Raw genomic sequence first — 26,984 nt, 5'->3', positions numbered from 1 at the left:
CGAGAGCGGTGTTGCTATCAGCAATATGCTGACCTACATCAACAAATGGCCCCACATCCGTTGGCTGCTTACCGTTGCCAATGACGTTGCAAACTCCATCTTCAAAGCACTGCGCGACAATACGGACGGCGCACAGGATAAATTCTGCTCCGAACTCGTCCGCATCATGGAAAAGTACCCTTGGTGCAGCGGTGTGGATATCGACTTGGAAAAAGGCGATGATTACTCCACCCGCGAAGCATCCACCGCCATGTTCGCCCATATCTACATCACCGTGAAAGCCTATGATCCTACCAAGGAAATGAATATCTGTCTGCCGGGTATGACTTCGGTCAACGGCTCGGTCGGCGGTGAGAACTGGTGCGTTTACGGTGACCTTGATAAATACTGCGATATCCAATATTTTCTTTCGCCTCTTCCGCAGCGTACACTCCCTGTTGTGTTTTCTTTGAAATCGAGTAGGAGGCTAATCATTAGTTGATTAGCCGACCTCTCACACCACCGTGCGTACCGTTCGGTACACGGCGGTTCAATCAACTTAACATTTAACAAACCTCTCGGTATAGTAGTCATACATTGAGACCAAGCCAAATGAGGCTAGTCTCTTATTGGTAATTACATAGTTTAGCGCACCTTCACTTAATCGAGCTACCCGTGCACCACTGTATGCTATTGCATAAGCCTTCTTACTATACATTCCTAACTTCATTAGGTTTTTCGCACGATTTTGTGGGGTTTTCCAATGCACCCAGATACACATACGCAATCTTCTACGAATTAGCGCATCCATATCTTTGCATAACCACTTCATATAACCAATTCCGAAATAATTGATCCATCCACGGGTTAGCTGGTTAATCTTTTCAATCTTATAGCGATTGCTGACACTCCAGTTTCTTCTCGTGAGCCATTTCATTTTCGTTTTGAGCTTAGCTATTGATTTTGCATGTGGTCTTGCCTTGTATTGTTGTGCTTGCGTGTCGAAAAAGAATCCAAAACCAAGATATTTAAGTCCATCTGGTCTGTCTACTTTGCTTTTAGTCATGTTGACCTTAAGTCCTAGTTTTTCTTCAATAAATCGTGAGATATTCCTCATAACTCGATTGGCAGACATTTCACTTCTGACCATAATGATACAGTCGTCTGCGTAACGTACAAAGTTTAGCCCTCTGGTCTCCATTTCCATATCTAGTTCATTCAGCATAATATTCGCCAGAAGAGGCGAAAGGTTTCCACCTTGTGGTGTTCCCACTATAGAATCCTCATACTCATCGTCAATCACGATTCCACTGACAAGATATTTTCTAACGATAGAGATGACATCTCCATCTTTGATAGTTCTACCGATAATGGTCATAAGTTTGTCATGATTCACTGTGTCAAAGAACTTTTCCAAGTCAATGTCTACAATCCAATCATTACCATCATTCATCATGTCTAACGCTGTTAGGATTGCTTGCTGTGCACATCTATTTGGTCTAAATCCATAACTGTGGGCATGGAATTGTTCCTCGTAGATTGGTGTAAGTACCTGTGCAATGGCCTGTTGTACGAATCTGTCTGTTACTGTTGGTACTCCTAGGTTTCTGACACCGCCATCAGGCTTTGGTATCTCCACTCTTCGTACTGGCTGAGGCTTATACTTTCTTGTCCTCAACTGTTCCTTGATGATTTCGCCGTTCTTTACAAGGTGTTCTTTAAGTTCTGTGTATTTCATTCCGTCCACACCCTCTGCACCTTTATTTCGTACGACTTGCAGATATGCTCTGTTGAGGTTATCGCTAGAAAGTATCTGCTCTATTAGACTACTTGTGTTCATGCATTCTTTCCTTTCCGTCTCGCTTGATTTGACCACCTTTTACCCGATTGGTTACGGCAGATGTTGCCATTTCTGCAATACGAGATATACTCAAACTTATTGATTGTTCGCCCCTTTGCTCCATTTCCATTACAGAAACTTCTTCACTACTATGGGCTCTGCTGACTTCTCACAGTTCGTTGTTACTAGGCAAATGAAACCTCTGTGAGACCTCCACGCTTAAGGTTCACGCTCTTTCTCCTCATAAATCCGCCGCATTTACTCTGCTTCTACAAATGTGGTAGTTATTAGACTTTGCTGTCTTTCGCCAGCTTATCTCTCGAAGCCTAGCCTCATATGCGATTTCTGTCCGTCGGACCAAGGATTTGCCTACAGCTTCCTTCAGATTCCACCTCACGATGGACACCCTTGCTGTTCAGCTATACATTTCCCACTACCTGGGCATGTTCAGGACTTTCACCTGCGAGAGCGCGCCCATGGCGCGCAAACGAAAAGACGGGCATACATGCCCGCCTTCTCCATGGTTATTTTTTCGTTTCATTTTTTAACGATCGTTTCTATGAATTCAAATTTTCTCTGCGTTTCTTTACGGTAATAATCAATCCCGTTCCGGAAAGAATTGACAGTATAAACAGCCATACAATCGGTGTGTTGTCCCCGGTTTTAGGTGCAGTCACATCCTTCTTATCAGTTCCACTCGATGGCTTGTCATCAGAGGAATCGCTATTGTTGTTATCATTCTGGTTGTTATTACTGTTATCAGAGGTATTTGCTTTGATGGTAAATGTGGTGCTTGCAGAATCATCCGTCCACAGGATTTCAACTGTATGGGTTCCTGCCGAAAGTGTATTCAGGTAGGAAGCTTTCAGTGTGATAATGGTAGAGCCTTCCTTTGCAGTGTAGTTGCTCTTGTCTATCAAATTTCCGTCCACCTTAACTCCGGTAAACTTGGAGAAGTCTCCGTTACCCCGGATGGTGATATTACCATCACTGTCATGCGTCCAACTACTGTTTGCTCCATCAATAATCTGATAGGTGTTATTCGGTGTGTCAGGATTATCGGAACCGCCCGCATCCTGTACGGTCAATGTTGCAGAATTACTCTCTACGTTTCCTGCGTTGTTTGAAACAACACACTTATACTTAAATCCGTTGCAGCTTATATTGACTGTGGATGTGGTATAGCTCGTTGCCGTTGCACCGTCAATGTTTACCCATCCTTTCCCATCATTTCTGTCTATCTGCCACTGATAGGTAAGATCTGTACCGCTTGCTGCTATGGTAAAGGACGCAGTCTCACCTACCTTCACTGTCGCATTGCCAGGCTGTGTGGTTATGCTTGGTGCAATCACATCCGGCACATCCGGTGTCTGGCTTTCCTGTTTAAAGGTAACTTCTATGGTGTGATCAGTATTCACATCACTAAAGGTGTAGCTTGTGGTTGCTGTCACTTCCGAACCATCCACCTTTACGTCCGCAATATAATATCCTTCGTTCGCCTTGATTGTATATGTAAGCTGACCTGCGGCAGATACCGTTGTCGTGCCACCGGGAGAGATTGTTCCACCGATACCTGCCGTTGCGGTAATCTTGTAGCTTGCTGTACCGCTCGGAGGCGTTATCGGCGCTGTATCCGCCGTAAAACTCCAACTTCCACGGAATACCACGGTTGTGCCGTTTAGGTTGCCGGCATCCCAGCCCGAAAAAGCCCATGTGCCGTTTTTACCATCCTTTTGTGCCTGAATGCGTGTTGTGGAGGTATATTTCTTATCCACAGCCGCCTTCGCCTGTTGCACACTCGAATAGGAGCTGCTATTTAGCGGCAGCGTTGCGCCTGTCGGGAATACAGAGCCCCAATTGTATTGCACCGTATAATTTTTTGTCACCGGCGGCTCGGGGCGTTCCTCAGACCTTTTATAAATATAACGAATCGTCATACCACTGTTCGGGACAGCATTTTCCATCCCCTCCGCTTTAACAAAAGTGTAGCCGTGCAGTTCCTGCGGCGGCTGCCAATCAACCTTTTTGCCTACCGGAACAGTAAAGGTAGTCGGCATGGTGTTTGGAACATCTGTGCCATCCTCCAGCTGATATTGGATGGTGACATTGACATAGCGCTGCTGCTCCGTATCATCATCAGCCAATACCTCGCCTGTCGCATGATCTACAATCTCAAAGCCGATGGTATCGCCGGATTGCAGAATGGCATTCTCCGGAATCGTGTAAACCAGAGAGCAGTTGACAAGGCCGGAATTAAAGTCGCTGCCCTCGTAATCCAACGCACCCTTTGTCCAGAATTTGCTTTTCTCTTTCCAAACAGGGATGTCAAACTCCTGCGTAGTGAAAACCTGCTCCCCATCTGTCGTGACCGCTTTTTCGCCGTTGGAATGTTCCACCCACAGGCGCAGGGTCACAGTCTTCGCTTGGGTATTCGAAAGATTTTGTATAATGGTGCGCAGCTCAACCTGCTGCCCCTTCATGCTGCTATAATCAAAGCTGTTTTTACTGCCGCCGCTTAATAGACGGCTATTCCTGTCATTTTGATAGCTCGCATATGCGGAGGAATTCGCTGCCTCAAAGGCAGAAGGATCTTTTGTGGGATTTCTGTAATCGCCGATATACTTTTTCACCTCAGGAACAGCCACATAAAGCGCAGGGGGATTTGTAATGAGCTGACTCATGACCTTTATGCCCTGTAGCTTGCACACATCGCAAAAATCATTCTGAAAGGTCTCTCGCATCAGACAATCCCTGCTGGAATTATAGGTATAAGGATAGTAGTCAAGATGCGGGCAGGTATAGGTATTACGGAAGCCAAGCAGCTGCTTCCACTTCACTTTCTTGGGATCTTTTGTTGCAGTCATATTCAGTGATGTAGTGTAATTCCACTCATCTACAGGAACAGTGCTATAATTATATTCATCTCCCAGATGGAACAGACCGTGTCCCAGTTCATGCCGCTGGGTAAACGCAGAATATGCGTTTCTCGCTGACGCAACAATATAGTGAATACCATATTGTTTATTATCATGAGAGCCACCGAAATACTCACCGCTATTCGCCAACACAACGAATTGGTTGATATTTTCATACACATAATCATACTGTCTATAATTATGATCCATCGTGTTTTCGTTTGGATGCGTTTCATTAGGAATATGTGCGTCATGAATCTTCTCGATAAACGCAGGGCCTATGATGCGCTCCAAAACATGGTTGCGCCAGTTCCCTTTGTTAGTAGAAATTCCTCCTTTGGCGGTCGCAGCAAAAAATGTGCTGGTACCGCCATAGCCATCCACCGATGCCGTGCAGAGTGCATAGACATTAAAGCGATCCGCCATGCTGCGATATGGCTCTATCTGCAATACCTCCCCCCACAGCTTTTTTACATCCTCGACAAACTGCTTTTGCTGGCTTTTGGTGTAGCCCTCGGCGCAGTACACAATCACCATGTTCTCCTTATCGCTGCGAGGCTTCTGGATTGTATACACCGGTACGGTTACATTTGCATATGCAGGATCCTCAGTGTAGAGGGTACTCATCTCCAGCTGTAGATACTCATCCGTGTTCACATTCCAGTCACCATTCACATCCTCTCGCACAGCGCCGGATATGCCAATGCTGTCATCCGGCGCATCCGGTGCGGAAACAACATAGGGGTCCTGTGCGCTCTGTCCTGTGCCGGATGATACGGTGTAATTTTCCGTATTCAGATAGAAGGCAGGACGAACGCCGTAATATCCCTTATAGGGTGCGTCACGCAAAATATTCCCTTGAGGGGTCACAAATCGCATATCATGGTTACAGGTTGTAATCGGTGTACGCAGCCAATAGTTCCATGCTACACCGCTTCTGTTTTTTGCGATATGGTAGCCGTTCAGGTTATCATTAACCGTTTTGAGCTGCTGAACATCCAGCAGAAAAACTCTATCCCAAATATATTCATAATGGGCACTGTCATACCCATCCGCTACCGTATCAATTGTGGTGTTATAGGGAAGATCAACACCGGCTGCGTCGATATAACCTGCCGTATACTCCGGATGGGAAACGATAGAACGCTGCTTCACCGTTCGAATCGCTCCCAGCTCATCCGAACGAAAGCTGCGAAGGAAACCCTCCTTTTGGTCATATGCTGCCGTTTTAGGATAGACAGAATCCTCTGTTGGCGGATTTCCGCAAAGCCATTTCACTTTTCCTGCTTCAGCGTTGGAATTGAGCCAAGAACGTATGTTGCTGTCTCTCCAGTGGTTAGAACCAAAATTATCTCTCCAGCTATTGCGCCGGTGCGAGCCTGTTTCGGCATTTTTGTTGGTTTTTGCATCATAGGGCATGTAATCACACAATACTCTATCCGAAAGCATCAATGGCCCATTGCTATCCTTCGCTACACAACGCCATACAATTGGCACTCCCCCATAAGTACCCATCTGAATGTAGTTACCAATTTCGATGGTTGGCTTGTTATCTGCCTCGATGGTTGGCTTGTTATCTGCCGCCCTAACCTGCAAAGGGCATAGCACCAAAATTACCGCAAGCAGCAGAGATACCGTTCGTTTGCCATATTTATGTTTGATAATATTCATAAAGTCCTCCTTTTGTCATTCTCTCCTGAGCGTCATTCACGGTCAGTAGGCTTCTACCCCCCATTTTTGACATATGTCAATTTATACAATTGCTGCATCATCGATATTCACCTCATTTCTACTTGAGTTATTGCAAAAAATAGGTCTTTCTGCGATAACCCCTTGTGCCAAATGCTGAAACACCTTCATAAAGATGTAATAGCTTATTTATTTTAGAAAAGTATCCGACAAAAAACTCTACACTTCCGACAAAAAATATATATATTTCTCGAATCATATCATGGCGATGTACATTTGTCAATGATGTGACACCTCAAGATCACCACAGTCCTGATACTTCTTATACATGTCATTGATATAAATCGTAGGCGAAATATTCCTGCCTTCCTCTCTTAAGATGATGCCATCAAGAGTCACATTCACCTTTTCCACGGGTTCTGCCACAAGCTCCATTCCTTTGAACTTCTCAGGCATATAATCCATAAACTTTTCTTTTACTACTTCCTTAAAAATCTCGTAATTCATCATATTACGGTTCCTCCTTAATCTAAATTGTCATACAAAATCCCTTCATCCTCGGGATTTTTGTGTTCTCTGTAACTGTTGTCTTCTTCGATTCCCATATCAAAAGTGGTATGAGATTTTCTTTTCTTTCTGTAATAATTCTTGAGAAACATGCACTTTCTACAGTCCTCACAGAATAATTCTTCCGGCGAAATGCCAAGTGCCTTTGCAATCCTGTTCAACGTTCCCGTCCTTGGAACTCTTGAACCATTTTCGTATTGGGCAATTCTTACATCACCTCTATTTTCAAAACCACTTTTCTCGCCCAGTTCCCTGAGTGTCATTTTTTGTCGTTTTCTGTAATATCTGATTCTTTCTCCTACCACTGTTTGTCCTCCAAATCAAAAAAAGCAGGGAACATAAGTCACTGGCTTACATTCCCCGCAAGGTTAATTGTTACTGTTTATTCTTTTTCTTTCTTCCACGAAGTCCTACTCCAACACCTTGATAAGCTGGAATGGCTGCTTGATAACCTGCTCTGCTGATGTTGTGCTTCTTGATACCTCTGCTACAAGGTCTCCCTCATAGTCGCATACTACATCGTGCTCCTCTTCGTCTAAAAGATACCCCTCTGATGGAGTGATTTCCTTTACATAATAATTTCCAAGGTAAAGGTTATTGACCTCAGTTTCGCCATTCTTATCTGTTGTAAGCGTTGCTACAAGATCTCCTGCCTTGAATACGACTCCTGTTGCTCCATCAGGATGCACGATATCGTTTCTCGCATAAAGACCATAAACTGCACCTTCAAGACTTGCATCTCCCTGGGCAACTGCCTTGCCTGATTCCTTGTCTACCTTGTAGATATGAATCTTTGCTGTAGTTCTGTCATTTACAAATGTGTGGCTGAATGATGCCTTTGCCTGTGTTTCAGGTAATACATTGAAATTGAAGCTGTACACATCTTTGCTGTTTCTGATATATGCATATGGTGCCTGTGTCTCTGAAACATAATATCCGTTAGAAATTGGCAGATCCACGCTGTAGCCTTTCCTTTTTTACTAAATGAATACGGGTAAGCTTGTATACAGAACCTGCCGCCTTAGCAATATATTCAGTTTCTTCAACACTTAATTCATATTCCTGAGTTACATCTTCGACCCTTATGTATCTTTTTATTACCTCTGCACCATGTAGGTAAGCCCTAACATCCGGCTGTAATTGTGTTACCATACTTTTCACCTACTTATAAAATTCATCATCAACTATGTGGAATGTCTCAATGTACTCATCAAATATCTTCAAATTCACAAGTACTAACTGACCTAACTTATAGATTGCCTTGGCGTCCTTAGCCATTTGCATAAACTTTGATACGCTCATATGATACATTTCTGCTCCTTCGCTATACCTTACAAATTTTGTATTACAATTCTTCTTAAATTCCTGATATGTCTTTGTGTGCTCCATATTAATCTCCTTTCGCTATTTCAGTTGCTCCTATAACGCAAAAAGAGGACATCTTCTAAATTTCTTTAGAAAATGTCCTCTAAGTAATACAATCTTTAATTTTTCAGACTAAGCAATCTGTACTAACCTGTACTAATCTTTTTTTGACTATGCCAAAAATTGGTCAAATCTTGGTCAAAACGCCTTGACCAACTATATATTTTCGTACATCCAAGTGCTGAAACCCTTGATTTTCCTGCATTCTTACTTATCAAGTGACTTCATTGTCGGGAATTTTTTTGATTGCTAAGCTAACTCTTGTATATTCTTGCAAACCCTTGGAAAATGGGCTTTCCCGGATTCTATATACTTGGATACTCTTGGACGTTTTTTTGACTTTTGTGCGTCCAAAAGATGTCATTCGCCTTAAAATACGTCTTTTTATTTTATGCATGTACTGCTGTGTCAAACACAACAATACTTAGCAAGTATAACATATTTGCCACAGTATGAATAGGTATATTTTTCAATCTTCAAAGAGTTCAATCGCAGGACTCTTTTCTAAAAAATATCCATATTTTTTGATAATTTCTCAATTACTGATTTTGTAACATCTGGGTTTGCTTCTGCATATATGTTCATGGTAGTCGATACATCAGCATGTCCCATTACCTCTTGAATTACTTTGATGTTGGTTTCATTCTCGCAAAATCTTGATGCAAACGTATGTCTGAAGATATGGCAGGAGAATCTCGGAATCATTACAGGTTCTCTCTTCTCCTTTTTAGCAGCCACCTCTTCTTCTGAATTATGTGTATCCACAATTCTCTTGATTGCCCGGTTTACTGCTGCTGGGTTATGTGGCATCCCAAATCGGTTTGTAAATACAAAATTGGTCATTCCATCCACATTCTCAACACAAAAGCCTTCCTGCTTCTGTCTCTCATATTCTTCCTGAAGCACATCATATACCTGCTGCATCATAGGTATTCTACGATTACCTGCCTCCGTCTTTGGCAAAGATACTCTAAACTCACATTTATATGAATCATCCACTCTCTGGTAATATGTTAAGCTATGATTGATATCAATGATTCGATTTTCCAAATCAATATCATCCCAGCGTATCCCAATTGCTTCTCCTATTCTGCATCCAGTTCCTAACAAAAATACAAAGAATGGATACCAGTGATAAAAGAACGGATTCTTTGCTACATACTCCATGAATTTTCTCTGCTGATCCACAGTCAACGCTCGCCTTGTTTTTCTGGCACCACCATTACGCTTTTTTACTTCACAGTATGCTCCGTCTACCGGATTCTTCCTTATGATATCATCTCTGACAGCAAGTTGAAATGTAGGTCTTAATACTGTGTTAATTGTCTCAAGCGTATTAATCTGTAATCCCTGAGTATTAATCAAGTCTGTATAAAAGAACAACACGTCTGAGTATTTCACATCTCTTACTTTCTTCTTGCCAAATGTATCACGAATAAAATGATTCCATGTATACAAATAATTACTGTAAGTAGTGCTACGCAATTCTGTTTTAGTTGATATGTACCTGTCAAACAAAAAGTTCACATCAGCCTTTCCTGCGACATATATATCAAGTCCATCCAACTGGTCTTTTTGTAACTGTTCTTCTCTTTCTCGAAGTTTTACCAAAGACTTTGCATAAATGGTTCTTTTCTTGCCTAATGGATCAATATATACATATGAGTATCTTCCGTCGCCTTTTCTGTAACCCTCACCCTTTCTTAATACTCTGCCTTTACCATCTTTTCTACAAGCCATTATTCTCTCCTTTCTGGAGAAAAGAGCCTGTTCTACTGATTAGCCTGTTGCTTCATTTGTAATTCAACACCCATTCTAATCAATTGCGAAATGGATAGATTATGAGTCTCAGCATACTCAACCATTATCTGGTATTCCTCTTCTTTGAATTTAACAGTCACCTTATGATCAAAAGGTTTATCTGCTTTTGGTCTTCCAGTTCTAGCCATCTGTATGCCTCCTTCATATCTTAATCATATTATACTTTTGGTCTGACCGAAAGTCAATACATTTTTTCTATCGTGGCTCATTTTTCTCCATACTTGTTTGTATTTCTTCTATACTAATGCGTCATTTCTCATAATTACTTATAAAACTCGTCATCTACAATGTGGAAAGTTTCAAGATATTCGTCAATAATATCCAGATTAACCAACACCAGCTGATTCACTTTGTAACATGCCTTTGCATCCTTCGCTAACTGCATAAACTTTGACACACTCATTGAATACATCTCTGCTCCTTCTGAATATCTGACAAATCTTTTATTATTAGTCTTTTTAGTTCTGCTGTCCATTTGCCAACTCCTCCATTACCATTTTGCGAGCTACAGGTAACAGATCAAACTGTCGTATCAATGCTCTGTCTATTTCTTCTCTCACGCCTGAATCCTCAATGACAGTTCCACTTTTTGCTCTAATGCAGCCTTTTGAAATTGTCTGTGCATCTTCAGGCATAAAATCAGAGATCTTACTTAATCCAAATCCACTCACATCCTTCGGATTTAAAATTACATGTACCGGGATATCCTTTAACTTACTGCTCAAAGGGACTACTGACACCTGCGGTGCACCATCATGATTGCTTGCATCACATGAAATAATTATTCCTGGTCTGATTCCGCCCTGAATGCCATGTGGATTTTTTCCAAAATCCGCATACACAACATCAAATTTATTATATTTACCATATCTTCTTTTTTCTGTTCGTCTACTCATATCTATGCTCCCTTCTTGATGTGCATATCCAATCTGCCCTCATCTACAGTCACCACAATGCCGCCTGCTTCAATAACCAATCCTACCTTAAAATAAGCATCTGCAACACTGCTGGATATAGCTGCCATATTCGCAACAACTACTCCACTGATTTGCTTTTTACGGATCATATTCACAATCTGATTCCACTGGCGATCAACATCTCTCTGCGAAAAGCCATTGCGTCTCATCTTTCCCACGATTGTATATTCTTTTCTCTTTACAAATTCATGTATATATTTGCTCTGCTTGTCTTCAAGCATATTTACTTTTTCCAATGGAGCCTGCACTGAAAGATATTCTATGCAATCCATCTTTTTAATCTTTCTTCTCATTCTCTGCCTCCTATGCTGACTTCAAAGCCTGCTCTATCATAAAATCAAATGTCTTTTTCAAATAATCCTGCTTATCTGCAGGTAACCGCTTTAGCCTCGAATCTAATGAATCCGGTGTACAGTCTATTGCAAGTAAGCTATTTGCGTCTGTTTCATAAACTTCCATAAGCATATACAAATTTTTCATGCTCAAGTTTCTTCCTCCTTGCTCCACCTGTCCAAGTGTCGAAACACTTATTCCAGTTTTAGCAGCAACCTCTTCAATGAGAAGTCCTTTGTCCTTACGGATATCACGAATCACCGGACCAATTTTATATCCTTCATATTTCATCGTCGTACCCTCCAATGTCCTGTGCCATTTCCCTAATCATCTCTACAGCTGCATCTTCTGTCTCGTACTGACCAAGCCACTTCCCACTTGAATCATGTACAACTGTTCCGAATGCAGTCTGTGTAAATCTGCAATCCTTCACAGCCGAGACTTGTTTGTCCCGACCGGAATGATTTTCTGTTGTCGCTCTACCAAAGGACTCCGTTAGCATCCAAAATCCTCTGCATGAGATACAATAATTGGCACCGGACCGACTTCAAGAGAATAGAGCCATATGCCCATATCTGTGATGGTCTTAACAAATTCTTCCAAATCATAAATGTCATCTGTGATCTCATTCAGGCTTCTGACTACTACAACCTCAAAGTCTTCCTCTTTAAGTGTTGCAAAGAAAGCATTCAGACCTTCTCTGTCATAGTCCCTTGTCATTGAACGATCACAATACGCATCATTGATTATTACTCCATTAGGCATTGCCTGATCACGCATATTCTCGACCATCTGGACTACATTAAGTTCTGCTCTGCGTGACTTTACAAATGCAATACCCTTTGCAAGCTCCTGATTATCTGTACCTTCGTTTCCTACTACGTTAAAATCTCTTTTATTCATTTTGTTGTCTCCTTTACGATTTCGTATTGGAGAGTTTTGGCGCCTCCACTCTCGTGGTGTGCTGTATCTCAAGCACATGATTATTGTATCCTGCCAGCCTTTAATTGCCGACCGTGTGTAGGCGACACTTATGTCGTGTAAACACGACAATTACTTTTCTACTGACACGCTTTTCATTGCCTTAATCATTGCAAGGCATTGCCTAACCTGCAATTCATCCATATCTGAAAGAACATCCATTGCCTCAGATAATAGTTCTGAATTTTCTTCATTCTTCCCATACATTATGAAATCAACAGATACACCAAGTACGATTGCCAGATTATCTAATGTCTGTGTCTTAAAATCTCCACCGTTTTCAATCGCAGATAATGCTTGTCTGCCTATACCTACTCTATGAGCTAACTCATCCTGTGATAATCCCATCACCTTTCTCCTATCAGCAATTCGTAATCCTCTCTCATAATCCTTTTCTCTTGTCTGTGCTTTACTGCTCATAAATCCTCCTTGCTGCCATTGGAAACGAACAAGTCGGATTACCTTTACCACACTAAAAAAGACGCACGAGGAAACCAGTATCATAAATACTGTTCGTTTCCCCTGCGTCTCTGGTGCTTCCATCTTTCGATGTGCCCTTATCAGGTGGGCTGTAATTTAATTTTCAATCGTTATATTCTGAAAGTCCCATTCTCAGAATGTTCCTTCATCATTCCCTCGGAATACTTCTTGAGTATCATCACTCGCTTGCATCTGTCACACTTAATTCCAATATTCTGAAGTGCCACAGCGGAATCATCACCGCATACAAAGTATTCCATCATTAACCTATTGCATTTTTTACATCTAATTTCTATAACATTTCCTTTGTTCAATTCAGTTCGCTCCTTATTCATACAAAATCATCAATCTACAATTCTGTACTCGTAAAGGAAAGGGAAATCACCTTTGCAAGCCTTTTGCCGGGAGTTCCGATGAATGTCTGCACATTCCCCGGCTTTGCTGATCTAAAGCCAACTGATATGAATTGTGCTGTCAGCACACATTCACATCAGGCTCCGGCTCTTTCCATAAACCACATATTTTTATCTTCATAGAAAAGGAATATTTCCTTTCCATCTACCACACAGGTATAACGCTCTCCAACACCGCCAGCCCTTGTACTGGCTGCTCTGCGCTTGTCTTTTACTTGTGTAATCTCATACTTTCTGCCATCTTCCCATGTTATCTCTTTGGGAATGAGCAGTCCGTCCTTTGAAAACTCTGCAAGTACATCAACATATACCTTATTGCTCAATGTAATCACCTTCCTTACAAGATTGCTATTGCTCTGGAAGCATCCATCTTCCTTGCTATATAGCCTTTTTCTTCTAATATTTTCAGATGTGCATAAACACTTGAAGTCGATGCCACCCCTACCATCCTGCATATCTCCCTGATAGTAGGAGCATAACCATTCACACGCTGATATTGCATAATGCTTTCATACACATTCTGCTGCTTCTCCGTCAATGGTGCTCTGTCTACCAGATCAATTCTTGCTGCTTCGCTCATGTTCCGCCTCCCTCTTTATCCAAAATACCCATGTGGATGTACTGTGTGTTCTTCTTTTGCATTGACTGCCGACAGAATCCTGTCCCGGTACATGAGTCCCCTCTGGATACTGTAAAATCCAAATCTTCTGCGTATCTCATCCACCGCCGAATCCATCTTCATCTGCTTTTCACGCTTCTCCACACTTGAGAACAAATCAATCTGTTCCCAATAATTATCTGTTACTAAGTCTGCACCTCGGACACCAACACTGCGGATTGGTTTGCTCCAGTTATAGTTTTCCTTAAATATCTGATAAGCATATGCAGCTATCTCTCCGGTGATATTAGTTGCATGGTCAATCTTTTTCTGACGGGTAAAAGAGAATAACTCATTATCCCTGACACTTATCTCAACCACTCTGCACCGGAATCCATTCTCACGAAGTCTTGCTGCAACACTCTCAGCCAGAATATAAAGAACAATCTTTACATCCTCATCGCATACTAAATCCTTTGGTGTCGTTGTGCTGTTTCCCACCGATTTGATTGGAGCGTGGGTATTCTCCAGCTTGACAGGTGAATCATCATAGCCATTAGCAAACGACCATAAGATACTGCCCATCTTTCCAAGGTGACTGTTAATCACTTCTTCATCTGTCCTTGCAAGATCACCTATGGTTTTGATACCAAATAATGCAAGCTTTCTGTTCGTACTTTTGCCAACGTATAGAAGATCTGCCACCGGAAGTGACCAAGCCTTCTGCTTAAACTCACTCTTATACATGGTTGTGATTGCATCAGGCTTCTTATAGTCTGAACCAAGCTTTGCAAATATCTTATTGAAAGAAACACCAACACTGACTGTAATTCCAAGCTCTGACTTCATTCTCCTGCTGATTTCCTGTGCAATGAGCAATCCATCTCCTTTAAGGGAGCTGCTCCCTGTCACATCAAGCCAGCACTCATCAATCCCATATGGCTCCTGTCTGTCCGTATATTCTGCATATATCTCATGTGCCATTCTTGAGAAACGAAGATATAAGTCCATTCTTGGTGAAACAAATGTTATGTCCGGACAGACCTCCTTTGCCTGCCAGAGTGCCATTCCTGTTTTCACACCGTACTTCTTGGCAATATAGTCAGCTGTTAAGACAATCCCATGTCTTGCCTCCGGATCACCGCCTACTGCCAGTGGCTTTCCTGCAAGCTCCGGATGATGCAGATGCTCAATCGAGGCATAACAACAGTTGATATCTGAATGAAGTATTACCCTGTCTCCCATCTGCATCACCTCCTGCATTTAATCTGTCACTACCATAACCTTTAGTCCAAGTATATGAGTAATGTTTCTTACAGGGCATAGTATAACCCCAAGAATAATCGACTGTCAACGGACACATGTGTCCTTTTTCTCATTATATTGGATTTTTAACTTGAATAATTGCTACTATTGCTATATACTATGGAGTGAAAAGAGACATTTGAAATCAACAAAATGAAAGAAAAGAGGCGTATGTATGTACTCAATCGGAGAAATCATTTCATCATATAGAAAAAAGAAAGGCTTGCTCCAGCAGGATCTCGCTGATGAACTGGCAAAGGAAGGCATCACTATTTCCTATAAAGCCATATCCAACTGGGAGAGAAATCTTGCTGAACCAAGCGTTACCATATTTTACAAAGTGTGTAGAATCCTTGGTATTACTAACATGTATGAAGCATATTTTGGAGTAAATCCTGCTGATCCCTTCTCATCGCTTACTGATGAGGGCAGGGAAAAAGCTATGGATTATATCAATCTGCTTCACGCATCCGGAATGTATGAAAAGCAGACTGCTAAGATAATTCCATTCCGAAGCATTGATATTTTTGAAAATGCAGTATCAGCCGGAACCGGTAACTTCCTTGTAGACGGACCGAAAGAGACTGTACGCATAGATGAATCTATCCTGCCGGAAGATACTACTTTCGGTGTCCGCATTAGTGGTGACAGTATGGAACCTGAATTCCATGATGGTCAGATTGCATGGGTATTACAACAGGAATCTGTTGCTAATGGAGAAATCGGCATATTCGCTCTAAACGGAGAAGCCTATATTAAGAAATTACAAAACGATAAAGACGGAATTTTTCTTATCTCTCTTAATGAAAAGTATGCACCTATCAAGGTTAGTGAAAATGACCGCTTAGACATATTTGGAAAAGTTCTTGGAAAATCTGATGCTTCTGCTATTACAGGACATTGCCGATAAAATTGCAAGTCCTTTTTATCGGACACATTATTTTGCATAATTGACAATAAGAAAATATCTATAGCCTAGATTGAAAAACTTAACGCAACAAAAAAGTTAGTAAACAGAAAAATTTGTTGCATTAACTTTTGCAGAAGGGAGGTATTTTATGTGATATGATTCGAGGTGATTACTATCTGCGGTTAGGAGTTAAATGAGTAATTACAATCGAATAACATTTAAGGAAAGAGTAAGAATTGAAGCTGGTATTTATGCCAAGGAATCTTTTAGTCAGATAGCGAAAGAGATTGGTAGAAGCACATCAAGTGTTACCAGAGAAGTGAAGCAAAACAGAATAATGGTCAAGACACCGTATTCTTGTGGAACGGATTGCATTTATCCGCCAAGTTGTAGAAAGACAGGCCTTTGCGGTGATGAGTACTGCAGCAAGAGATGTTGGACTTGTATGGACCATGATTGCACACAGTATTGTGACAGGTGTGTTACACATACTTGTAAAAAAACAGAAAGGGCACCATTTGTATGTGATTCATGCAACGAAAAGAATAAGAAAGCATGTAAGTATAACAAGTACTATTATCTTGCAGAAAAGGCAGATGCAAAGGCAAAAAAGGTACGTTCAGAGTCACGTGAAGGAATAAGACTTAGTCAGGGTGAACTTCAGACATTGGATGAAATTTTGTCGCCACTTATTCTTCAAGGACAGCCATTATCACACATATGTAATACACATAGTGATGAAATAAAGGTATCTGAAAGAAGTATCTACAACTATATCGATGCTGGAGAATTGACCATAAGCAACCTGGACCTTAGACGTAAAGTAAAATATAAAAAGCGTCGAAAAAAGCAGACGGAAATTAAGTGTAATAAGTTCAATTACAGACAGGGAAGAACGTACGAAGATTTTCAAAAGTATATGGAGGAACATCCTGATACAGCTGTGGTTGAAATGGACACTGTTAGAGGACTAAGAACAAAAGAACAGGTGCTACTTACCATCATGTTTAACAATAATTCAGTCATGTTAATGATACTGATTGAAGAAGAAGCGATGGATCCGGTAATAGAGGTATTTGATAAGCTTACAAAGGTATTAGGGGTTAAAAGATTTAGAAAACTGTTTCCGGTGATACTTACTGATAACGGACGATGCTTCAAGAATGCATTAGCTCTCGAATATACAAAGAGTGGTTCACCAAGAACCAAAATCTTTTATTGTGATCCACAGGCATCATGGCAGAAACCTCACATAGAAAAGAATCACGAATTTATAAGATATGTCATTCCGAGAGGTAAGACCTTTAAGGGATATACCCAGGAAGATATGACGCTGATCGCAAATCATATCAACAGTACAACGAGACCGGGACTGGAATATAAAAGCCCATATGATCTCGTAGAGACTGAAGAAATGAAAAAACTGTTGGAAGTGCTTAAAATGTCCCCAGTCGCCGCAGACGAGATATGTTTAAGTCCAAAGTTACTTAGTAAAGAATAAGAATGAAAAGCAGATAGTTAATCATCCATAATCAGTACGAAGTGGGTTGCATTAACTTTTGCAGAAGAAAATGCGAGCCGCTATTTTGGCATGTAAACAATTAAGCTTTTTTCAACAGTTTTAATCGAATTATATCACATAAAATACCAGAAAAACAGAAAATACAATGTTGAATGTATTAGAAAACCTTTTGATTTTGCACTGAGTTTTTCATTTAAAGAAATATCTATAGAACTGAAAGAAGGGATTTTTATGGCGGTTACTAATAATATCAGAGAAATCCGGGAACAGCGTGGCATTTACCAGGATGACCTTGCCGCTGCTATCGGATACAGCACCAAAACGGTCGGCAGGATAGAACGTGGGGACAGCACCCCATCTGCCGAATTTATGCTGCGGATATCAAAGTACTTTAATATGCTGGTCGAAGATGTATTCCATGTGGAAGATTGAGCTGGGTATTTTATCCAGCTCAATCTTCCGCTCCCTGTAAATGAGAATTTGTCCGCTCCTTTATATAAAATAATTCCATTTTTCAGAACTACTAACTATTTTTCTTATCTAAATGACATTGATTATCTAATTAACTACATTATTTTCTGTCTAAAATATCCATAAATTCGTCACCTGTAATTGTTTCCTTCTCATACAGGTACATAGCCAGTTCGTCCAGTTTTTCCCTGTTTTCAGCAAGGATTTTTCTTGCTTTTTCATGCTCTGCTTTTACGAGCTGCACGACTTTTTCATCAATTTCCTTCTGTGTATCTGCAGAACAGGAAAGAGACGTATCGCCGCCAAGATACTGGTTGGTCACGTTTTCCATTGCCACCATGTCGAATTCATCTGTCATGCCGTAGCGGGTGATCATCGCTCTTGCAATTTTTGTTGCCTGTTCGATATCATTGGAGGCTCCGGTCGTGATCTCACCAAATACGATCTCCTCTGCCGCACGTCCGCCTGTAAATGTAGCAATCTTATTCTCAAGTTCTTTTTTCGTCATCAGATATTTATCACCCTGCTCAACCTGCATAGTGTAGCCGAGTGCACCTGAGGTACGCGGGATGATCGTAATCTTCTGGACCGGAGCTGAATGACTCTGTAATGCAGCTACCAGAGCGTGTCCGATCTCATGATATGCAACAACCTTCTTCTCTTGATCTGAAAGAACCGCATTCTTCTTCTGATATCCTGCAATAACCACTTCTATACTTTCTTCGAGATCAGATTCATTTACAACGGTCCTTCCACTACGGACAGCACGTAATGCTGCTTCATTTATAATATTGGCAAGCTCCGCACCGGATGCCCCCGATGCCATACGTGCAATCGTATGCAGGTCAACATCATCAGATGCTTTTATCTTCTTTGCATGAACCTTTAAAATTGCTTCACGGCCTGCAAGATCCGGCAGTTCAACCGGCACACGTCTGTCAAAACGTCCCGGACGTGTCAGTGCCGGATCTAACGACTCCGGACGGTTCGTTGCAGCAAGAATGATGACACCATTATTTCCTTCAAATCCGTCCATCTCTGTAAGAAGCTGGTTTAAGGTCTGCTCCCTCTCATCATTTCCGCCCATTTGTCCGTCACGCTTTTTACCAATGGCATCAATTTCATCAATAAACACGATACATGGTGCCTTTTCCTTTGCCTGTCCGAAAAGATCTCGAACTTTGGAAGCTCCCATACCGACAAACATCTCAACAAATTCTGATCCGGACATTGAGAAAAATGGTACATTTGATTCACCCGCCACTGCTTTTGCAAGCATTGTTTTGCCGGTTCCCGGAGGTCCTACAAGAAGGACACCTTTTGGCATAGACGCACCTACATCGGTATACTTCTTCGGATTGTGAAGATAATCAACGATCTCTGAAAGGTTTTCTTTCGCCTCATCTTCTCCTGCAACGTTTGAAAAACGGATTCCCTCACTGGATTGCACATAAATCTTCGCATTGCTTTTTCCCATTCCAAAAGCCATCGAATTTTTTCCTCCGGCATGCTCCATCAGTTTCTTCGCCATATAATTTCCCAGTGCGATAAAAAGGATCAATGGCAAAACCCCGGTCAGCAGGAAGCTGATGATCGGTGACATCTGCTTATCGATATCTTTTGCGAATACTGCTCCACATTCATATAGCCTGTCCGTCAGGTTCGGATCGTTCATCAGACCTGTTTTATAAATATTTTTTTGATCTTTATCTGTAAAGATGATCTGATTGTCATTAACTTCTACTTCACCAATATTCTTCTTCTCGATCATGCTCATAAAAGTTCCATAATCCGTTTCCTTTACCTGATGCTCCATAAGGATTGGTGTGACAACCAGATTAAATACGATCAGCACTATTAACACAATCCCATAATAATATGCCAGTGGTTTTTTCGGTGTTTTAACTTCTTTCATGGTCTTTCCTCCTGTTGTTCTGCGTTATGCTTTCTCCGTGCATTTTCGTATTATTTATTCTGCCATCTGACTTCGCCCTTGGACAGAAGCGGATAACAGATCAGCTGATCTGAATCCAGATTTTCCGCATGCATGTCAACCGCTGTGATCTGATGATTATCATAAGTCGTATAATAATAAATACCTTTTGCTGTATTACAACAGGACGTGTATATCGTGATCTCATATTTGCCTTCTGTCACCTCACAGCATCCACGCTGCTGATCTACGGATCCTAAGATATGGAAGAACTGGCTTACACTCTCATCCTCTTCTTCACCGGAGTTCGAATTTAATTTTGTAAAGGCAACTTTCACAAATCTTGACTGGCTGGAAAGATCTCCAGGTATTCCCATTCCACCCATTCCTCTGCTATATGCATCAAGCTGTAATACTCCTGCAAAAGTACTCTCCGGCTGTTTTCTGGATACTCCGGCATAATTATTCAATGCAAACATCTGACTCGGGAATGGTGGATTATTGGTAAGCACTCCTACCGGATTATCATATACATGCAGCCCATCCTTCATAGACTCAACAACGATACAGGAGTCTTTGTCTGCAATGATCCAGTGAAGCTGTGCTGTCGGCAGCTGTTCACTGAATGCTGTACCTGTCAGTCTCATTGCTGCCAGCTTCTCTCTCGCCTCTGCTACAGTAGCACACTGTGTAAGGATCCATGGGATGAACTCGAACTGTGCCACCTGGCTGACTTCTGTTTCATCTTCCGGCAAAGCCTCTTCATATGCCGCATTGCCGACAAAATTAAGACCTGCCATTCCAAGGCCTTTTTCATTAACAGCATCATAATAAAGCGGATAACCTTCTGCAACAAATGCCATTCCGATCAAAGCATAATGGCTTTTTATCTTCCCGGCAAACCGGAAATCAAATTCGTAATTTCTTGGCGTTATCGTGATCTGTTCCCCATAGGAAAATTCATAATCAAGCGTTCTGCCCATATAAAAATCTTTTGTTTTGTAAGTTGCTGCTGTACACATATCGAACACCTCTTCTTTCTGCTATAATAGTCCTGCAAACAATCTCATAAACAACTGTACGAGCCGTAAATATGCACTCCGTCCTGTGCGGTACTTTTCGGTCACTTCCCTGCATTCATTCATGGTTGCTCCCAGATCATCTCTTATATCCAAAACTGTCTGACTATCCGCCATAAAACAACCATTTTCAAAGTGGTGATAAAGCAATGCCATTCAGTTAAGCATCATTTTAGTGGTTTTCTGTCATAGAAAGCCACTGTTTTTATACCTAAAAACTTTAAAAATATTACAAAAAACAGTTGATAAGTAAGCCAATATATGTTGCGTAAGCCTTGATTATAAACATATTTCAAGGAGGCTCATTATGGCTGATTTTTTCTTATCTAATTTAAAATCCACACTCGACAACTGCATCACAGAACTCGATGAAATTCACTCCATGTTCTGCCGTAATCCGGAAAGTGATTTTACTAGGAACCGCAAACTTTCTTTCCGCGAGTATATTCAGTTTATGCTCCAGATGCAGAGTAAATCCGTTTCAAATGCAGTAAACATATGCAGGGCATATCTCAAACACGATGGTAACGAAACAGAGTCCATGCTTCTCATACAAAAGTATCTGACACCTGTCAAGTACAATCGAAAATATCCTATCCACCTCCGTCCAAAGAGAAATAGGGATTTCATGTATCGGGTTGCATAAATCTCGTTACCATTATACTGCATTATAAGGCAGATAAGCAATCTGTCTTTTTGTCATAAAAAACCTTATCTAAATGACATTGAATGATTTATTTTCTATCTAAAATTTTATTAAACCGACTAAAGACTCCATAGTTTGTGTGTTTGACTTACTGTTTATATCTATCTTCTCCTAAATATTTTTCTAGTCATTGCAATATAAAATTGCTTATACAGTCTCTCCCTTAAGAGTCCTGGTATTCTGGATAATATACAGAGCGACCGATATGACCATCATTATAGCGCACAAACCAATCAACAGATCTGATACCATCGGTGTAATTTGGAACCATATAATATGCACCGCTGCAGTTCCATATAATAAAAAGGTTACTATCTTTCCATGCCAGTCTGCACCATGTACTTTTCCTGTCTTTCGTATCACAAGACATCCACTGACTACCATATACAGCTCCTTACCTGCCATTATTACGATTAAAAGAAGCATATGCGGAAAACGAGTAAACAGACAGATTAACATCGCTGCCTGTGTCAGCTTATCAGCCACCGGATCAAGTATTTTTCCTAAATTACTAATCCTATGGAATCTTCTTGCGATATATCCATCAGCAAGATCCGTAAGACCAGACAGCAATAAGATTTCACCAGCTAACAGAGGATTTTTCTTTACACAATAACTCCATATAATTACCGGAATCAGACAAAGCCGAAAAAAAGAAAGAAGATTAGGAACCGTAATAATTCTATTCAAATTTTCTTCCTGATTCACTTCACTCTGCATGTACGGTCACATCACTTTCCTTTTTTTTAGACATAAACCAATAAAATATAACACAAAATGCTAAAGCAAACACAACACCAAAAACATTTTGAATCACTCTAAGACTAACCGCTCCTTGTAGTCCATAAGTCTCTGCAGCAATGGCTAAAGCACCAAATGTGTTAAATACTGCCTGCCAGCCATATTGTGCTGAAAATCCTACACCGATTCCACCAAGAATTCCTATATATGCATAGATTGACGAAGGAAGCAGAAAATATAATACTGTAAAACATATAACACCTGCAATATTTCCGACAATCCTTTTACGGACTCTGTAGTGCATATCTTCCATAAACGGCAAAATCGCGGACATGGCCGCAATACCAGCCCACATTGCACGTGGCATATTACAAAGTTCTGCAATGCAAAGGACAATCGGTACGCATAAAATCTGACATATCTGCCATTTTGTTCTGGAAGAAGTGATATCAAATTCTTGTATCAGATCTTTCAGATTTCTTTTATAAGTTCTGTTTTTATGATTTCGATAAAATACGAAGCAGGTAAGTGCTGCACCTAAAGCCATTCCGACTAATCGCATCTGATAGCTTTTTCCCGTAACATCATAACCATATAGCAGCAGATACCCAAGAACCAATGTAGATTGATTAAACATGAATGGATTATGGCATCCGAACAGAATCAACACAGCCAGTGCCGCAATATTTAACAGCATTCCCAATACCGGTGAAAACTGATTTGCTAAATGCGGACATACAGTCATAATTACAAAGAACAAAGCCAAAAGCATCGTAGATTGTCCGGTGTGGATCCCCAAATCTGCATTCCGAAATACCATAAGGCATAATAAAACTACTACACCCACAATACTATTCTCATTTCCAAATAAGATACTGAAAATAGTAACAAATAAAAAACAAAATGCCATTGTAACAGCTATCTTTACCAAATATACCAGTATATGATATGATTTTTCTTTCACTGTTTCACTCTTTTTCAACAGATTTTTAGAACCTGCCTGATTTAACTGCAATTCCTGATAAAATGTCATGTAATTCCTCCTCTATCTGTTTTTCTTAAACTTATATGGCCTCATCTTTCTGTATTGGAAGCTCTACAACAAATCTGCATCCACCATATTCACGGTTTTCTGCTTTGATTGTTCCTCCGGCACTATCTACAATCCGTTTTACAAGTGCAAGACCTAGGCCATTTCCTTCTGCTTTATGAGATCCATCTACCTGATAGAACTTGTCAAATATTCTGGATTTTACATCATCCTCTATTCCTGGTCCTTCATCTTCCAGAATGAACTTAACAGAATCCTGTTCTTGTTTCAGAAACATCGTAATTGTCCCCTTTGAAGGGCTGAACTTAATCGCATTATCCAAAAGATTTATCCAGATATGCATAAAAAGTCCTTCATTCCCAGTATATTTAACTTCCTCCAATTCTACCTGAAAACCAATTTCTTTTTCTGTCCATTTTGTTTCCAATGAAAGAAATGCCTGGCGGATCTGTTCATCCAGACGATATTCTGTTTTTTTCATTGGTATATTCTGATTCTCTAACTTGGATAACAGCAAAATATTACCAACCAATCCGGAAAGCCTTTGGGTGTTAAATAAGATTTTTTCTACATATTCCTCTTGATCCGGAGACAGTTCTTCTCCCTGAAGCAGCATTGTATATCCTTCAATGGCATTAATCGGGGTCTTAAACTCATGAGAAACATCAGATACAAAATCCATCTGCAGCACCTCTGTTGCACGAAGTTCTTTTGTCATAACGTTAAAACTTTGATAAGATTCTCCAACTTCTGCTATACGGCTGTTCGTTTCCAAATGCTGTTCAAAATCTCCCTGAGAAACTTCCTTCATTGCTTTACTAAGTCTGGTAATTGGTTCCAGCAACTTTGCATTAATAAAGGAAGTGATCAGCCCTGCAATCAATGTATTGAAAATCAAAAGCCAGCCAAGCACAGGTATGCTGCCTGGCAGATTAAAAAAATGATTCAAAAAAGCAAATAATAAAGCAGATATGACTGTTGAAAATACAAGTGCCAGCCAGATTGCACCAGTCAGACAGGATCGGATCCGCAATCCTTTTTCTTTCTTTTGTTCCATTATTTTTTCACCACCTTGTATCCAATTCCACGCATTGTTACGATTTCAAAATCAGGGTTATCTTTAAAACGCTCTCTGATTCTTCCTATATGTACCTCTATCGTATGTGGGTCTGCCTCCGTCTCGTATCCCCATACTTCATCCATCAACTGTTGTTTTGTAAATGTTCTGCCTGGCGAAGTTGCAAGCTTATATAAAAGCAGGAATTCTTTTTTAGGCAAAACAAGACTTTCCTTATCAGTTGTAACCGTCATTGCATCATAATCAAACTCTGTTGAACCGATCACAATTTTGTGTTCATTCAGTATCTGTGCACGGCGAAGCAGTGCTCCGACTCTTAAAACCATTTCATTCACATTTACTGGTTTTACCATATAATCGTCACTTCCCGAAAGAAATCCCTGGCGCATATCATCAAAGGAACCTTTCGCAGTGATCATAAGTACCGGTATCTGATATCCTGCTGAACGGAGTTCTGACACCAGTTCATAACCATCCATAACCGGCATCATAATATCGGAAATGATCAGATCAATATACTCTTTATCCAATATTTCTAATGCCAGTGCTCCATCCGATGCACTTTTGACCTGATATCCATTCTTCTCAAGCACTTTTTGGAATAGCTGGCTTAATTCTTTATCATCTTCTACAATTAATATTTGAAACACGATCTTCTTCCTCCTTTATCAGAACAGATATCTTGCCCATCCAAGCAGATGCTGTACCAAAAGTATGTTTCTCTGACGCTTCTTTGTCAATTCAATTGGCTCTACATGATACGGATCACGATAGGTTCCATCTTCCAATACCTGTCGGGACACTCTTTCATATTCCATCATGCCTTCTTCCAACTGTTTATTAATCTCTTTGCTACGTATTACAAGCATCAGTTCCGTATCCAGATACGTGCTTCTCATATCCATGTTAAAGGAACCTATTACGGATAGATCATCATCAATCAGGATGCTTTTTCCGTGGTAAGAATAGCCGCCTTCATACTCCCAGATATCAATTCCTGTATTTAAAATTCTGTTTCTGTTTCTCGCATAATCAGCAGAACCAAACGGATTTCCATTGTTGGCAACCGAATTGGTCATGATAGAAAAATCCGGAACTCTCTCCGCAATCTCTTTCCATGTATTATACATCATATCATTGCAGATAATATATGGTGTATGAATTTTCACGCGCTCTTTTGCATTTTTCATTAGTTCTCCCAGTTGATACCAGACTACTGGTTCCTTGGAACCTGTGTGGATAGGATTTGACACTAATGCAATCTTTTCTGTCTCAAAAGTTTCGTCCGTGTAATCGGTATCGCAGATTCTTTCCTTATTCTCTTCAAAATATTTCTGATAGCCGTTCTGCAGCTCTAAAACTGCGTTCTTTACAGATTTTCTATTTGCCAGTTTTTTATTGTCATGAAAATAACCACTGTCTTCTTGTTCCCATATCGTTTCAAAATACTCTAACAACTGGTTAACTGAATTTTCTTTCTCAGGTTCATCGCAAACCACTAACACGTCTCTGTCATAGTTCTTATGTCCCGGAAAATCACCCAGGAAATAGTTGTATGTATTTCTTCCTCCAAGAATATATCTCTTTCCATCTGCAATCAAATATTTATCATGCATTCTGCCCATCATTTTCCACGGTTTCAACGGATTGGCCTTATTATACAGTTTAATTTCAACATTCTCATGGGAAGATAATCCATAGAAATACGGATTTCCTTCCATATCAATCCAACTCTCCATTCCATCTACTAACAGACGAATATGTACACCTCTGTCTGCCGCATCATACAGTGCTCCTAAAATCAATTTTCCACTTTCATCGGATTGAAATGCAAAAGTAGAAAGAATAATTTCCTTTTTTGCATTCTTGATCAAACGCACTCTTTGTAAAAGCGCTTCTGGATTCTTTTCTATGATTACTGCCCGTTCTATATTTTCACTGCATTCGTTCCATGACCCATTTTTTGTTTCTTTTTTGGTTGTATTGGACACTTCCGGCTGCTTTTTATATGCAACGCAGATTCCGAGCAATTCATAAAAAGCCACACATAAAAAAATTGCCAGTATAACAAGAAGGATTTTACATATTTTATGCTTTTTCATTGTACATCACCTGATTCCTTTTTATTTCATACTTATACAATACAAAGTCAATCTCAATTTAACCTCAA

Annotated in this window: 31 protein-coding genes and 2 pseudogenes; 5 read left to right on the top strand and 28 right to left on the bottom strand. The window is 40.6% G+C overall.

The window, feature by feature from the left end; all coding sequences use genetic code 11:
* Positions 1–412 (top strand): annotated as a pseudogene (locus tag OCV48_RS13545) (glycosyl hydrolase family 18 protein); the annotation flags it as partial.
* A 126-nt stretch (positions 413–538) separates the two neighbouring features.
* Here OCV48_RS13545 and ltrA read toward each other — a convergent pair.
* From ltrA to dinB, 20 genes and pseudogenes are all read right to left on the bottom strand, one after another.
* Positions 539–1,819: a group II intron reverse transcriptase/maturase gene (gene ltrA, locus OCV48_RS13540; RefSeq protein WP_147592224.1), complete on the bottom strand. Its 1,281-nt coding sequence runs from the start codon at positions 1,817–1,819 to the stop codon at positions 539–541.
* Between the two features lie 557 nt (positions 1,820–2,376).
* Complete coding sequence (locus OCV48_RS13535) at positions 2,377–6,405, bottom strand: M64 family metallopeptidase (protein ID WP_147592223.1); 4,029 nt, start codon at positions 6,403–6,405, stop codon at positions 2,377–2,379.
* 312 nt (positions 6,406–6,717) lie between these two features.
* A pseudogene (locus tag OCV48_RS13530) lies at positions 6,718–6,933 on the bottom strand (DUF5688 family protein); the annotation flags it as partial.
* Between the two features lie 14 nt (positions 6,934–6,947).
* A complete protein-coding gene (locus tag OCV48_RS13525) occupies positions 6,948–7,295 on the bottom strand; it encodes a helix-turn-helix domain-containing protein (protein WP_147592222.1) in 348 nt (115 codons plus the stop codon).
* A 105-nt stretch (positions 7,296–7,400) separates the two neighbouring features.
* Positions 7,401–7,949: a prealbumin-like fold domain-containing protein gene (locus OCV48_RS13520; protein WP_449495048.1), complete on the bottom strand. Its 549-nt coding sequence runs from the start codon at positions 7,947–7,949 to the stop codon at positions 7,401–7,403.
* A complete protein-coding gene (locus tag OCV48_RS13515; protein WP_262559936.1) occupies positions 7,930–8,142 on the bottom strand; it encodes a DUF6462 family protein in 213 nt (70 codons plus the stop codon). Before OCV48_RS13515 ends, OCV48_RS13520 begins: the two co-directional genes overlap by 20 nt.
* 9 nt (positions 8,143–8,151) lie before the next feature.
* Positions 8,152–8,379: a DUF6462 family protein gene (locus OCV48_RS13510; protein ID WP_147592221.1), complete on the bottom strand. Its 228-nt coding sequence runs from the start codon at positions 8,377–8,379 to the stop codon at positions 8,152–8,154.
* 540 nt (positions 8,380–8,919) lie between these two features.
* Positions 8,920–10,155 carry a site-specific integrase gene (locus OCV48_RS13505; RefSeq protein WP_147592220.1) on the bottom strand — a complete coding sequence of 412 codons (1,236 nt, stop codon included), beginning with the start codon at positions 10,153–10,155 and terminating at the stop codon, positions 8,920–8,922.
* Positions 10,156–10,187: 32 nt separating this feature from the next.
* A complete protein-coding gene (locus OCV48_RS13500) occupies positions 10,188–10,364 on the bottom strand; it encodes a DUF6290 family protein (protein ID WP_004611640.1) in 177 nt (58 codons plus the stop codon).
* Between the two features lie 134 nt (positions 10,365–10,498).
* Entirely contained in the window at positions 10,499–10,711 is a 213-nt protein-coding gene (locus OCV48_RS13495) for a DUF6462 family protein (RefSeq protein WP_004611639.1), read from the bottom strand.
* Positions 10,695–11,132, bottom strand: a complete 438-nt coding sequence (locus OCV48_RS13490; protein WP_004611638.1) for a type II toxin-antitoxin system PemK/MazF family toxin — start codon at positions 11,130–11,132, stop codon at positions 10,695–10,697. The genes OCV48_RS13495 and OCV48_RS13490 overlap by 17 nt, the downstream gene beginning before the upstream one ends.
* A gap of 2 nt (positions 11,133–11,134) precedes the next feature.
* Entirely contained in the window at positions 11,135–11,506 is a 372-nt protein-coding gene (locus OCV48_RS13485; RefSeq protein ID WP_005342349.1) for a recombinase family protein, read from the bottom strand.
* A 10-nt stretch (positions 11,507–11,516) separates the two neighbouring features.
* Entirely contained in the window at positions 11,517–11,837 is a 321-nt protein-coding gene (locus OCV48_RS13480; RefSeq protein WP_004611636.1) for a helix-turn-helix domain-containing protein, read from the bottom strand.
* Complete coding sequence (locus OCV48_RS13475; protein ID WP_242994293.1) at positions 11,827–11,979, bottom strand: hypothetical protein; 153 nt, start codon at positions 11,977–11,979, stop codon at positions 11,827–11,829. The genes OCV48_RS13480 and OCV48_RS13475 overlap by 11 nt, the downstream gene beginning before the upstream one ends.
* A gap of 62 nt (positions 11,980–12,041) precedes the next feature.
* Entirely contained in the window at positions 12,042–12,449 is a 408-nt protein-coding gene (locus OCV48_RS13470) for a recombinase family protein (RefSeq protein WP_077326070.1), read from the bottom strand.
* 150 nt (positions 12,450–12,599) lie between these two features.
* On the bottom strand, positions 12,600–12,947 hold the full coding sequence (locus tag OCV48_RS13465; RefSeq protein ID WP_005342344.1) for a helix-turn-helix domain-containing protein: 348 nt from the start codon (positions 12,945–12,947) through the stop codon (positions 12,600–12,602).
* A gap of 170 nt (positions 12,948–13,117) precedes the next feature.
* Positions 13,118–13,321, bottom strand: a complete 204-nt coding sequence (locus OCV48_RS13460; RefSeq protein WP_005342342.1) for a hypothetical protein — start codon at positions 13,319–13,321, stop codon at positions 13,118–13,120.
* Positions 13,322–13,497: 176 nt separating this feature from the next.
* A complete protein-coding gene (locus OCV48_RS13455) occupies positions 13,498–13,752 on the bottom strand; it encodes a hypothetical protein (RefSeq protein WP_044912392.1) in 255 nt (84 codons plus the stop codon).
* Positions 13,753–13,757: 5 nt separating this feature from the next.
* Positions 13,758–14,000: a LexA family protein gene (locus tag OCV48_RS13450; protein WP_005342338.1), complete on the bottom strand. Its 243-nt coding sequence runs from the start codon at positions 13,998–14,000 to the stop codon at positions 13,758–13,760.
* A 15-nt stretch (positions 14,001–14,015) separates the two neighbouring features.
* Positions 14,016–15,263, bottom strand: a complete 1,248-nt coding sequence (gene dinB, locus OCV48_RS13445) for a DNA polymerase IV (RefSeq protein WP_147592219.1) — start codon at positions 15,261–15,263, stop codon at positions 14,016–14,018.
* 235 nt (positions 15,264–15,498) lie between these two features.
* Between dinB and OCV48_RS13440 the strand changes: the two genes are divergently transcribed.
* The 3 genes from OCV48_RS13440 to OCV48_RS13430 all read left to right on the top strand — a co-directional run bounded on the left by OCV48_RS13440 (position 15,499) and on the right by OCV48_RS13430 (position 18,187).
* The gene (locus tag OCV48_RS13440; RefSeq protein WP_015517002.1) at positions 15,499–16,233 is read left to right on the top strand and encodes a helix-turn-helix domain-containing protein; all 735 of its coding nucleotides are present in this window, start codon (positions 15,499–15,501) and stop codon (positions 16,231–16,233) included.
* A 193-nt stretch (positions 16,234–16,426) separates the two neighbouring features.
* Positions 16,427–17,734 carry an IS30 family transposase gene (locus OCV48_RS13435; protein WP_147592218.1) on the top strand — a complete coding sequence of 436 codons (1,308 nt, stop codon included), beginning with the start codon at positions 16,427–16,429 and terminating at the stop codon, positions 17,732–17,734.
* Between the two features lie 252 nt (positions 17,735–17,986).
* A complete protein-coding gene (locus OCV48_RS13430) occupies positions 17,987–18,187 on the top strand; it encodes a helix-turn-helix transcriptional regulator (protein WP_004611564.1) in 201 nt (66 codons plus the stop codon).
* Positions 18,188–18,326: 139 nt separating this feature from the next.
* Here OCV48_RS13430 and ftsH read toward each other — a convergent pair whose 3' ends face one another.
* From ftsH to OCV48_RS13415, 3 genes are read right to left on the bottom strand one after another with little or no spacing between them, the layout of a single operon-like run.
* The gene (ftsH, locus tag OCV48_RS13425; protein ID WP_147592217.1) at positions 18,327–20,141 is read right to left on the bottom strand and encodes an ATP-dependent zinc metalloprotease FtsH; all 1,815 of its coding nucleotides are present in this window, start codon (positions 20,139–20,141) and stop codon (positions 18,327–18,329) included.
* A 50-nt stretch (positions 20,142–20,191) separates the two neighbouring features.
* Complete coding sequence (bsh, locus tag OCV48_RS13420) at positions 20,192–21,181, bottom strand: choloylglycine hydrolase (RefSeq protein WP_147592216.1); 990 nt, start codon at positions 21,179–21,181, stop codon at positions 20,192–20,194.
* A gap of 21 nt (positions 21,182–21,202) precedes the next feature.
* The gene (locus OCV48_RS13415; RefSeq protein ID WP_015521938.1) at positions 21,203–21,394 is read right to left on the bottom strand and encodes a phospholipase D-like domain-containing protein; all 192 of its coding nucleotides are present in this window, start codon (positions 21,392–21,394) and stop codon (positions 21,203–21,205) included.
* 151 nt (positions 21,395–21,545) lie between these two features.
* On the opposite strand from OCV48_RS13415, the gene OCV48_RS13410 reads away from it, so the two are divergent.
* Positions 21,546–21,884: a hypothetical protein gene (locus OCV48_RS13410; protein WP_007887600.1), complete on the top strand. Its 339-nt coding sequence runs from the start codon at positions 21,546–21,548 to the stop codon at positions 21,882–21,884.
* A 207-nt stretch (positions 21,885–22,091) separates the two neighbouring features.
* On the opposite strand, the gene OCV48_RS13405 is transcribed toward OCV48_RS13410, so the two are convergent.
* Genes OCV48_RS13405 through OCV48_RS13385 form a run of 5 tightly spaced genes read right to left on the bottom strand, consistent with a single transcriptional unit; the run spans position 22,092 to position 26,916 of the window.
* Positions 22,092–22,664 carry a CDP-alcohol phosphatidyltransferase family protein gene (locus tag OCV48_RS13405; protein WP_006858451.1) on the bottom strand — a complete coding sequence of 191 codons (573 nt, stop codon included), beginning with the start codon at positions 22,662–22,664 and terminating at the stop codon, positions 22,092–22,094.
* Positions 22,654–23,718, bottom strand: coding sequence for an FUSC family protein (locus OCV48_RS13400; protein ID WP_006858452.1), 1,065 nt, complete (start codon positions 23,716–23,718; stop codon positions 22,654–22,656). Before OCV48_RS13400 ends, OCV48_RS13405 begins: the two co-directional genes overlap by 11 nt.
* Positions 23,719–23,749: 31 nt before the next feature.
* Complete coding sequence (locus OCV48_RS13395; RefSeq protein WP_117502258.1) at positions 23,750–24,793, bottom strand: HAMP domain-containing sensor histidine kinase; 1,044 nt, start codon at positions 24,791–24,793, stop codon at positions 23,750–23,752.
* Positions 24,793–25,464: a response regulator transcription factor gene (locus OCV48_RS13390; protein ID WP_147592215.1), complete on the bottom strand. Its 672-nt coding sequence runs from the start codon at positions 25,462–25,464 to the stop codon at positions 24,793–24,795. Before OCV48_RS13390 ends, OCV48_RS13395 begins: the two co-directional genes overlap by 1 nt.
* 18 nt (positions 25,465–25,482) lie before the next feature.
* Positions 25,483–26,916 carry a phospholipase D family protein gene (locus OCV48_RS13385; protein ID WP_147592214.1) on the bottom strand — a complete coding sequence of 478 codons (1,434 nt, stop codon included), beginning with the start codon at positions 26,914–26,916 and terminating at the stop codon, positions 25,483–25,485.
* Between the last annotated feature and the right edge of the window lie 68 nt (positions 26,917–26,984).

Source organism: Bovifimicola ammoniilytica, assembly GCF_025567085.1.
In the GTDB taxonomy this organism is placed as follows: domain Bacteria; phylum Bacillota; class Clostridia; order Lachnospirales; family Lachnospiraceae; genus Bovifimicola; species Bovifimicola ammoniilytica.
Note: the sequence above shows the minus strand (reverse complement) of the source record. Positions and strands in the feature narration are given on the sequence as shown.

Excerpts from the sequence above, each read along its gene's own strand:
- ltrA (WP_147592224.1), bottom strand. The coding sequence starts at position 1,819 with ATGAACACAAGTAGTCTAATAGAGCAGATACTTTCTAGCGATAACCTC.
- OCV48_RS13465 (WP_005342344.1), bottom strand. The coding sequence starts at position 12,947 with ATGAGCAGTAAAGCACAGACAAGAGAAAAGGATTATGAGAGAGGATTA.
- OCV48_RS13515 (WP_262559936.1), bottom strand. The coding sequence starts at position 8,142 with ATGGTAACACAATTACAGCCGGATGTTAGGGCTTACCTACATGGTGCA.
- OCV48_RS13480 (WP_004611636.1), bottom strand. The coding sequence starts at position 11,837 with ATGAAATATGAAGGATATAAAATTGGTCCGGTGATTCGTGATATCCGT.
- OCV48_RS13500 (WP_004611640.1), bottom strand. The coding sequence starts at position 10,364 with ATGGCTAGAACTGGAAGACCAAAAGCAGATAAACCTTTTGATCATAAG.
- OCV48_RS13490 (WP_004611638.1), bottom strand. The coding sequence starts at position 11,132 with ATGAGTAGACGAACAGAAAAAAGAAGATATGGTAAATATAATAAATTT.
- OCV48_RS13430 (WP_004611564.1), top strand. The coding sequence starts at position 17,987 with ATGGCGGTTACTAATAATATCAGAGAAATCCGGGAACAGCGTGGCATT.
- OCV48_RS13535 (WP_147592223.1), bottom strand. The coding sequence starts at position 6,405 with ATGAATATTATCAAACATAAATATGGCAAACGAACGGTATCTCTGCTG.
- OCV48_RS13400 (WP_006858452.1), bottom strand. The coding sequence starts at position 23,718 with ATGACATTTTATCAGGAATTGCAGTTAAATCAGGCAGGTTCTAAAAAT.
- ftsH (WP_147592217.1), bottom strand. The coding sequence starts at position 20,141 with ATGAAAGAAGTTAAAACACCGAAAAAACCACTGGCATATTATTATGGG.
- OCV48_RS13385 (WP_147592214.1), bottom strand. The coding sequence starts at position 26,916 with ATGAAAAAGCATAAAATATGTAAAATCCTTCTTGTTATACTGGCAATT.
- OCV48_RS13410 (WP_007887600.1), top strand. The coding sequence starts at position 21,546 with ATGGCTGATTTTTTCTTATCTAATTTAAAATCCACACTCGACAACTGC.
- OCV48_RS13485 (WP_005342349.1), bottom strand. The coding sequence starts at position 11,506 with ATGAGAAGAAAGATTAAAAAGATGGATTGCATAGAATATCTTTCAGTG.
- OCV48_RS13450 (WP_005342338.1), bottom strand. The coding sequence starts at position 14,000 with ATGAGCGAAGCAGCAAGAATTGATCTGGTAGACAGAGCACCATTGACG.
- OCV48_RS13510 (WP_147592221.1), bottom strand. The coding sequence starts at position 8,379 with ATGGAGCACACAAAGACATATCAGGAATTTAAGAAGAATTGTAATACA.
- OCV48_RS13440 (WP_015517002.1), top strand. The coding sequence starts at position 15,499 with ATGTACTCAATCGGAGAAATCATTTCATCATATAGAAAAAAGAAAGGC.
- bsh (WP_147592216.1), bottom strand. The coding sequence starts at position 21,181 with ATGTGTACAGCAGCAACTTACAAAACAAAAGATTTTTATATGGGCAGA.
- dinB (WP_147592219.1), bottom strand. The coding sequence starts at position 15,263 with ATGGGAGACAGGGTAATACTTCATTCAGATATCAACTGTTGTTATGCC.
- OCV48_RS13435 (WP_147592218.1), top strand. The coding sequence starts at position 16,427 with ATGAGTAATTACAATCGAATAACATTTAAGGAAAGAGTAAGAATTGAA.
- OCV48_RS13415 (WP_015521938.1), bottom strand. The coding sequence starts at position 21,394 with ATGGCATTGCTTTATCACCACTTTGAAAATGGTTGTTTTATGGCGGAT.
- OCV48_RS13405 (WP_006858451.1), bottom strand. The coding sequence starts at position 22,664 with ATGCAGAGTGAAGTGAATCAGGAAGAAAATTTGAATAGAATTATTACG.
- OCV48_RS13495 (WP_004611639.1), bottom strand. The coding sequence starts at position 10,711 with ATGGACAGCAGAACTAAAAAGACTAATAATAAAAGATTTGTCAGATAT.
- OCV48_RS13505 (WP_147592220.1), bottom strand. The coding sequence starts at position 10,155 with ATGGCTTGTAGAAAAGATGGTAAAGGCAGAGTATTAAGAAAGGGTGAG.
- OCV48_RS13470 (WP_077326070.1), bottom strand. The coding sequence starts at position 12,449 with ATGAATAAAAGAGATTTTAACGTAGTAGGAAACGAAGGTACAGATAAT.
- OCV48_RS13395 (WP_117502258.1), bottom strand. The coding sequence starts at position 24,793 with ATGGAACAAAAGAAAGAAAAAGGATTGCGGATCCGATCCTGTCTGACT.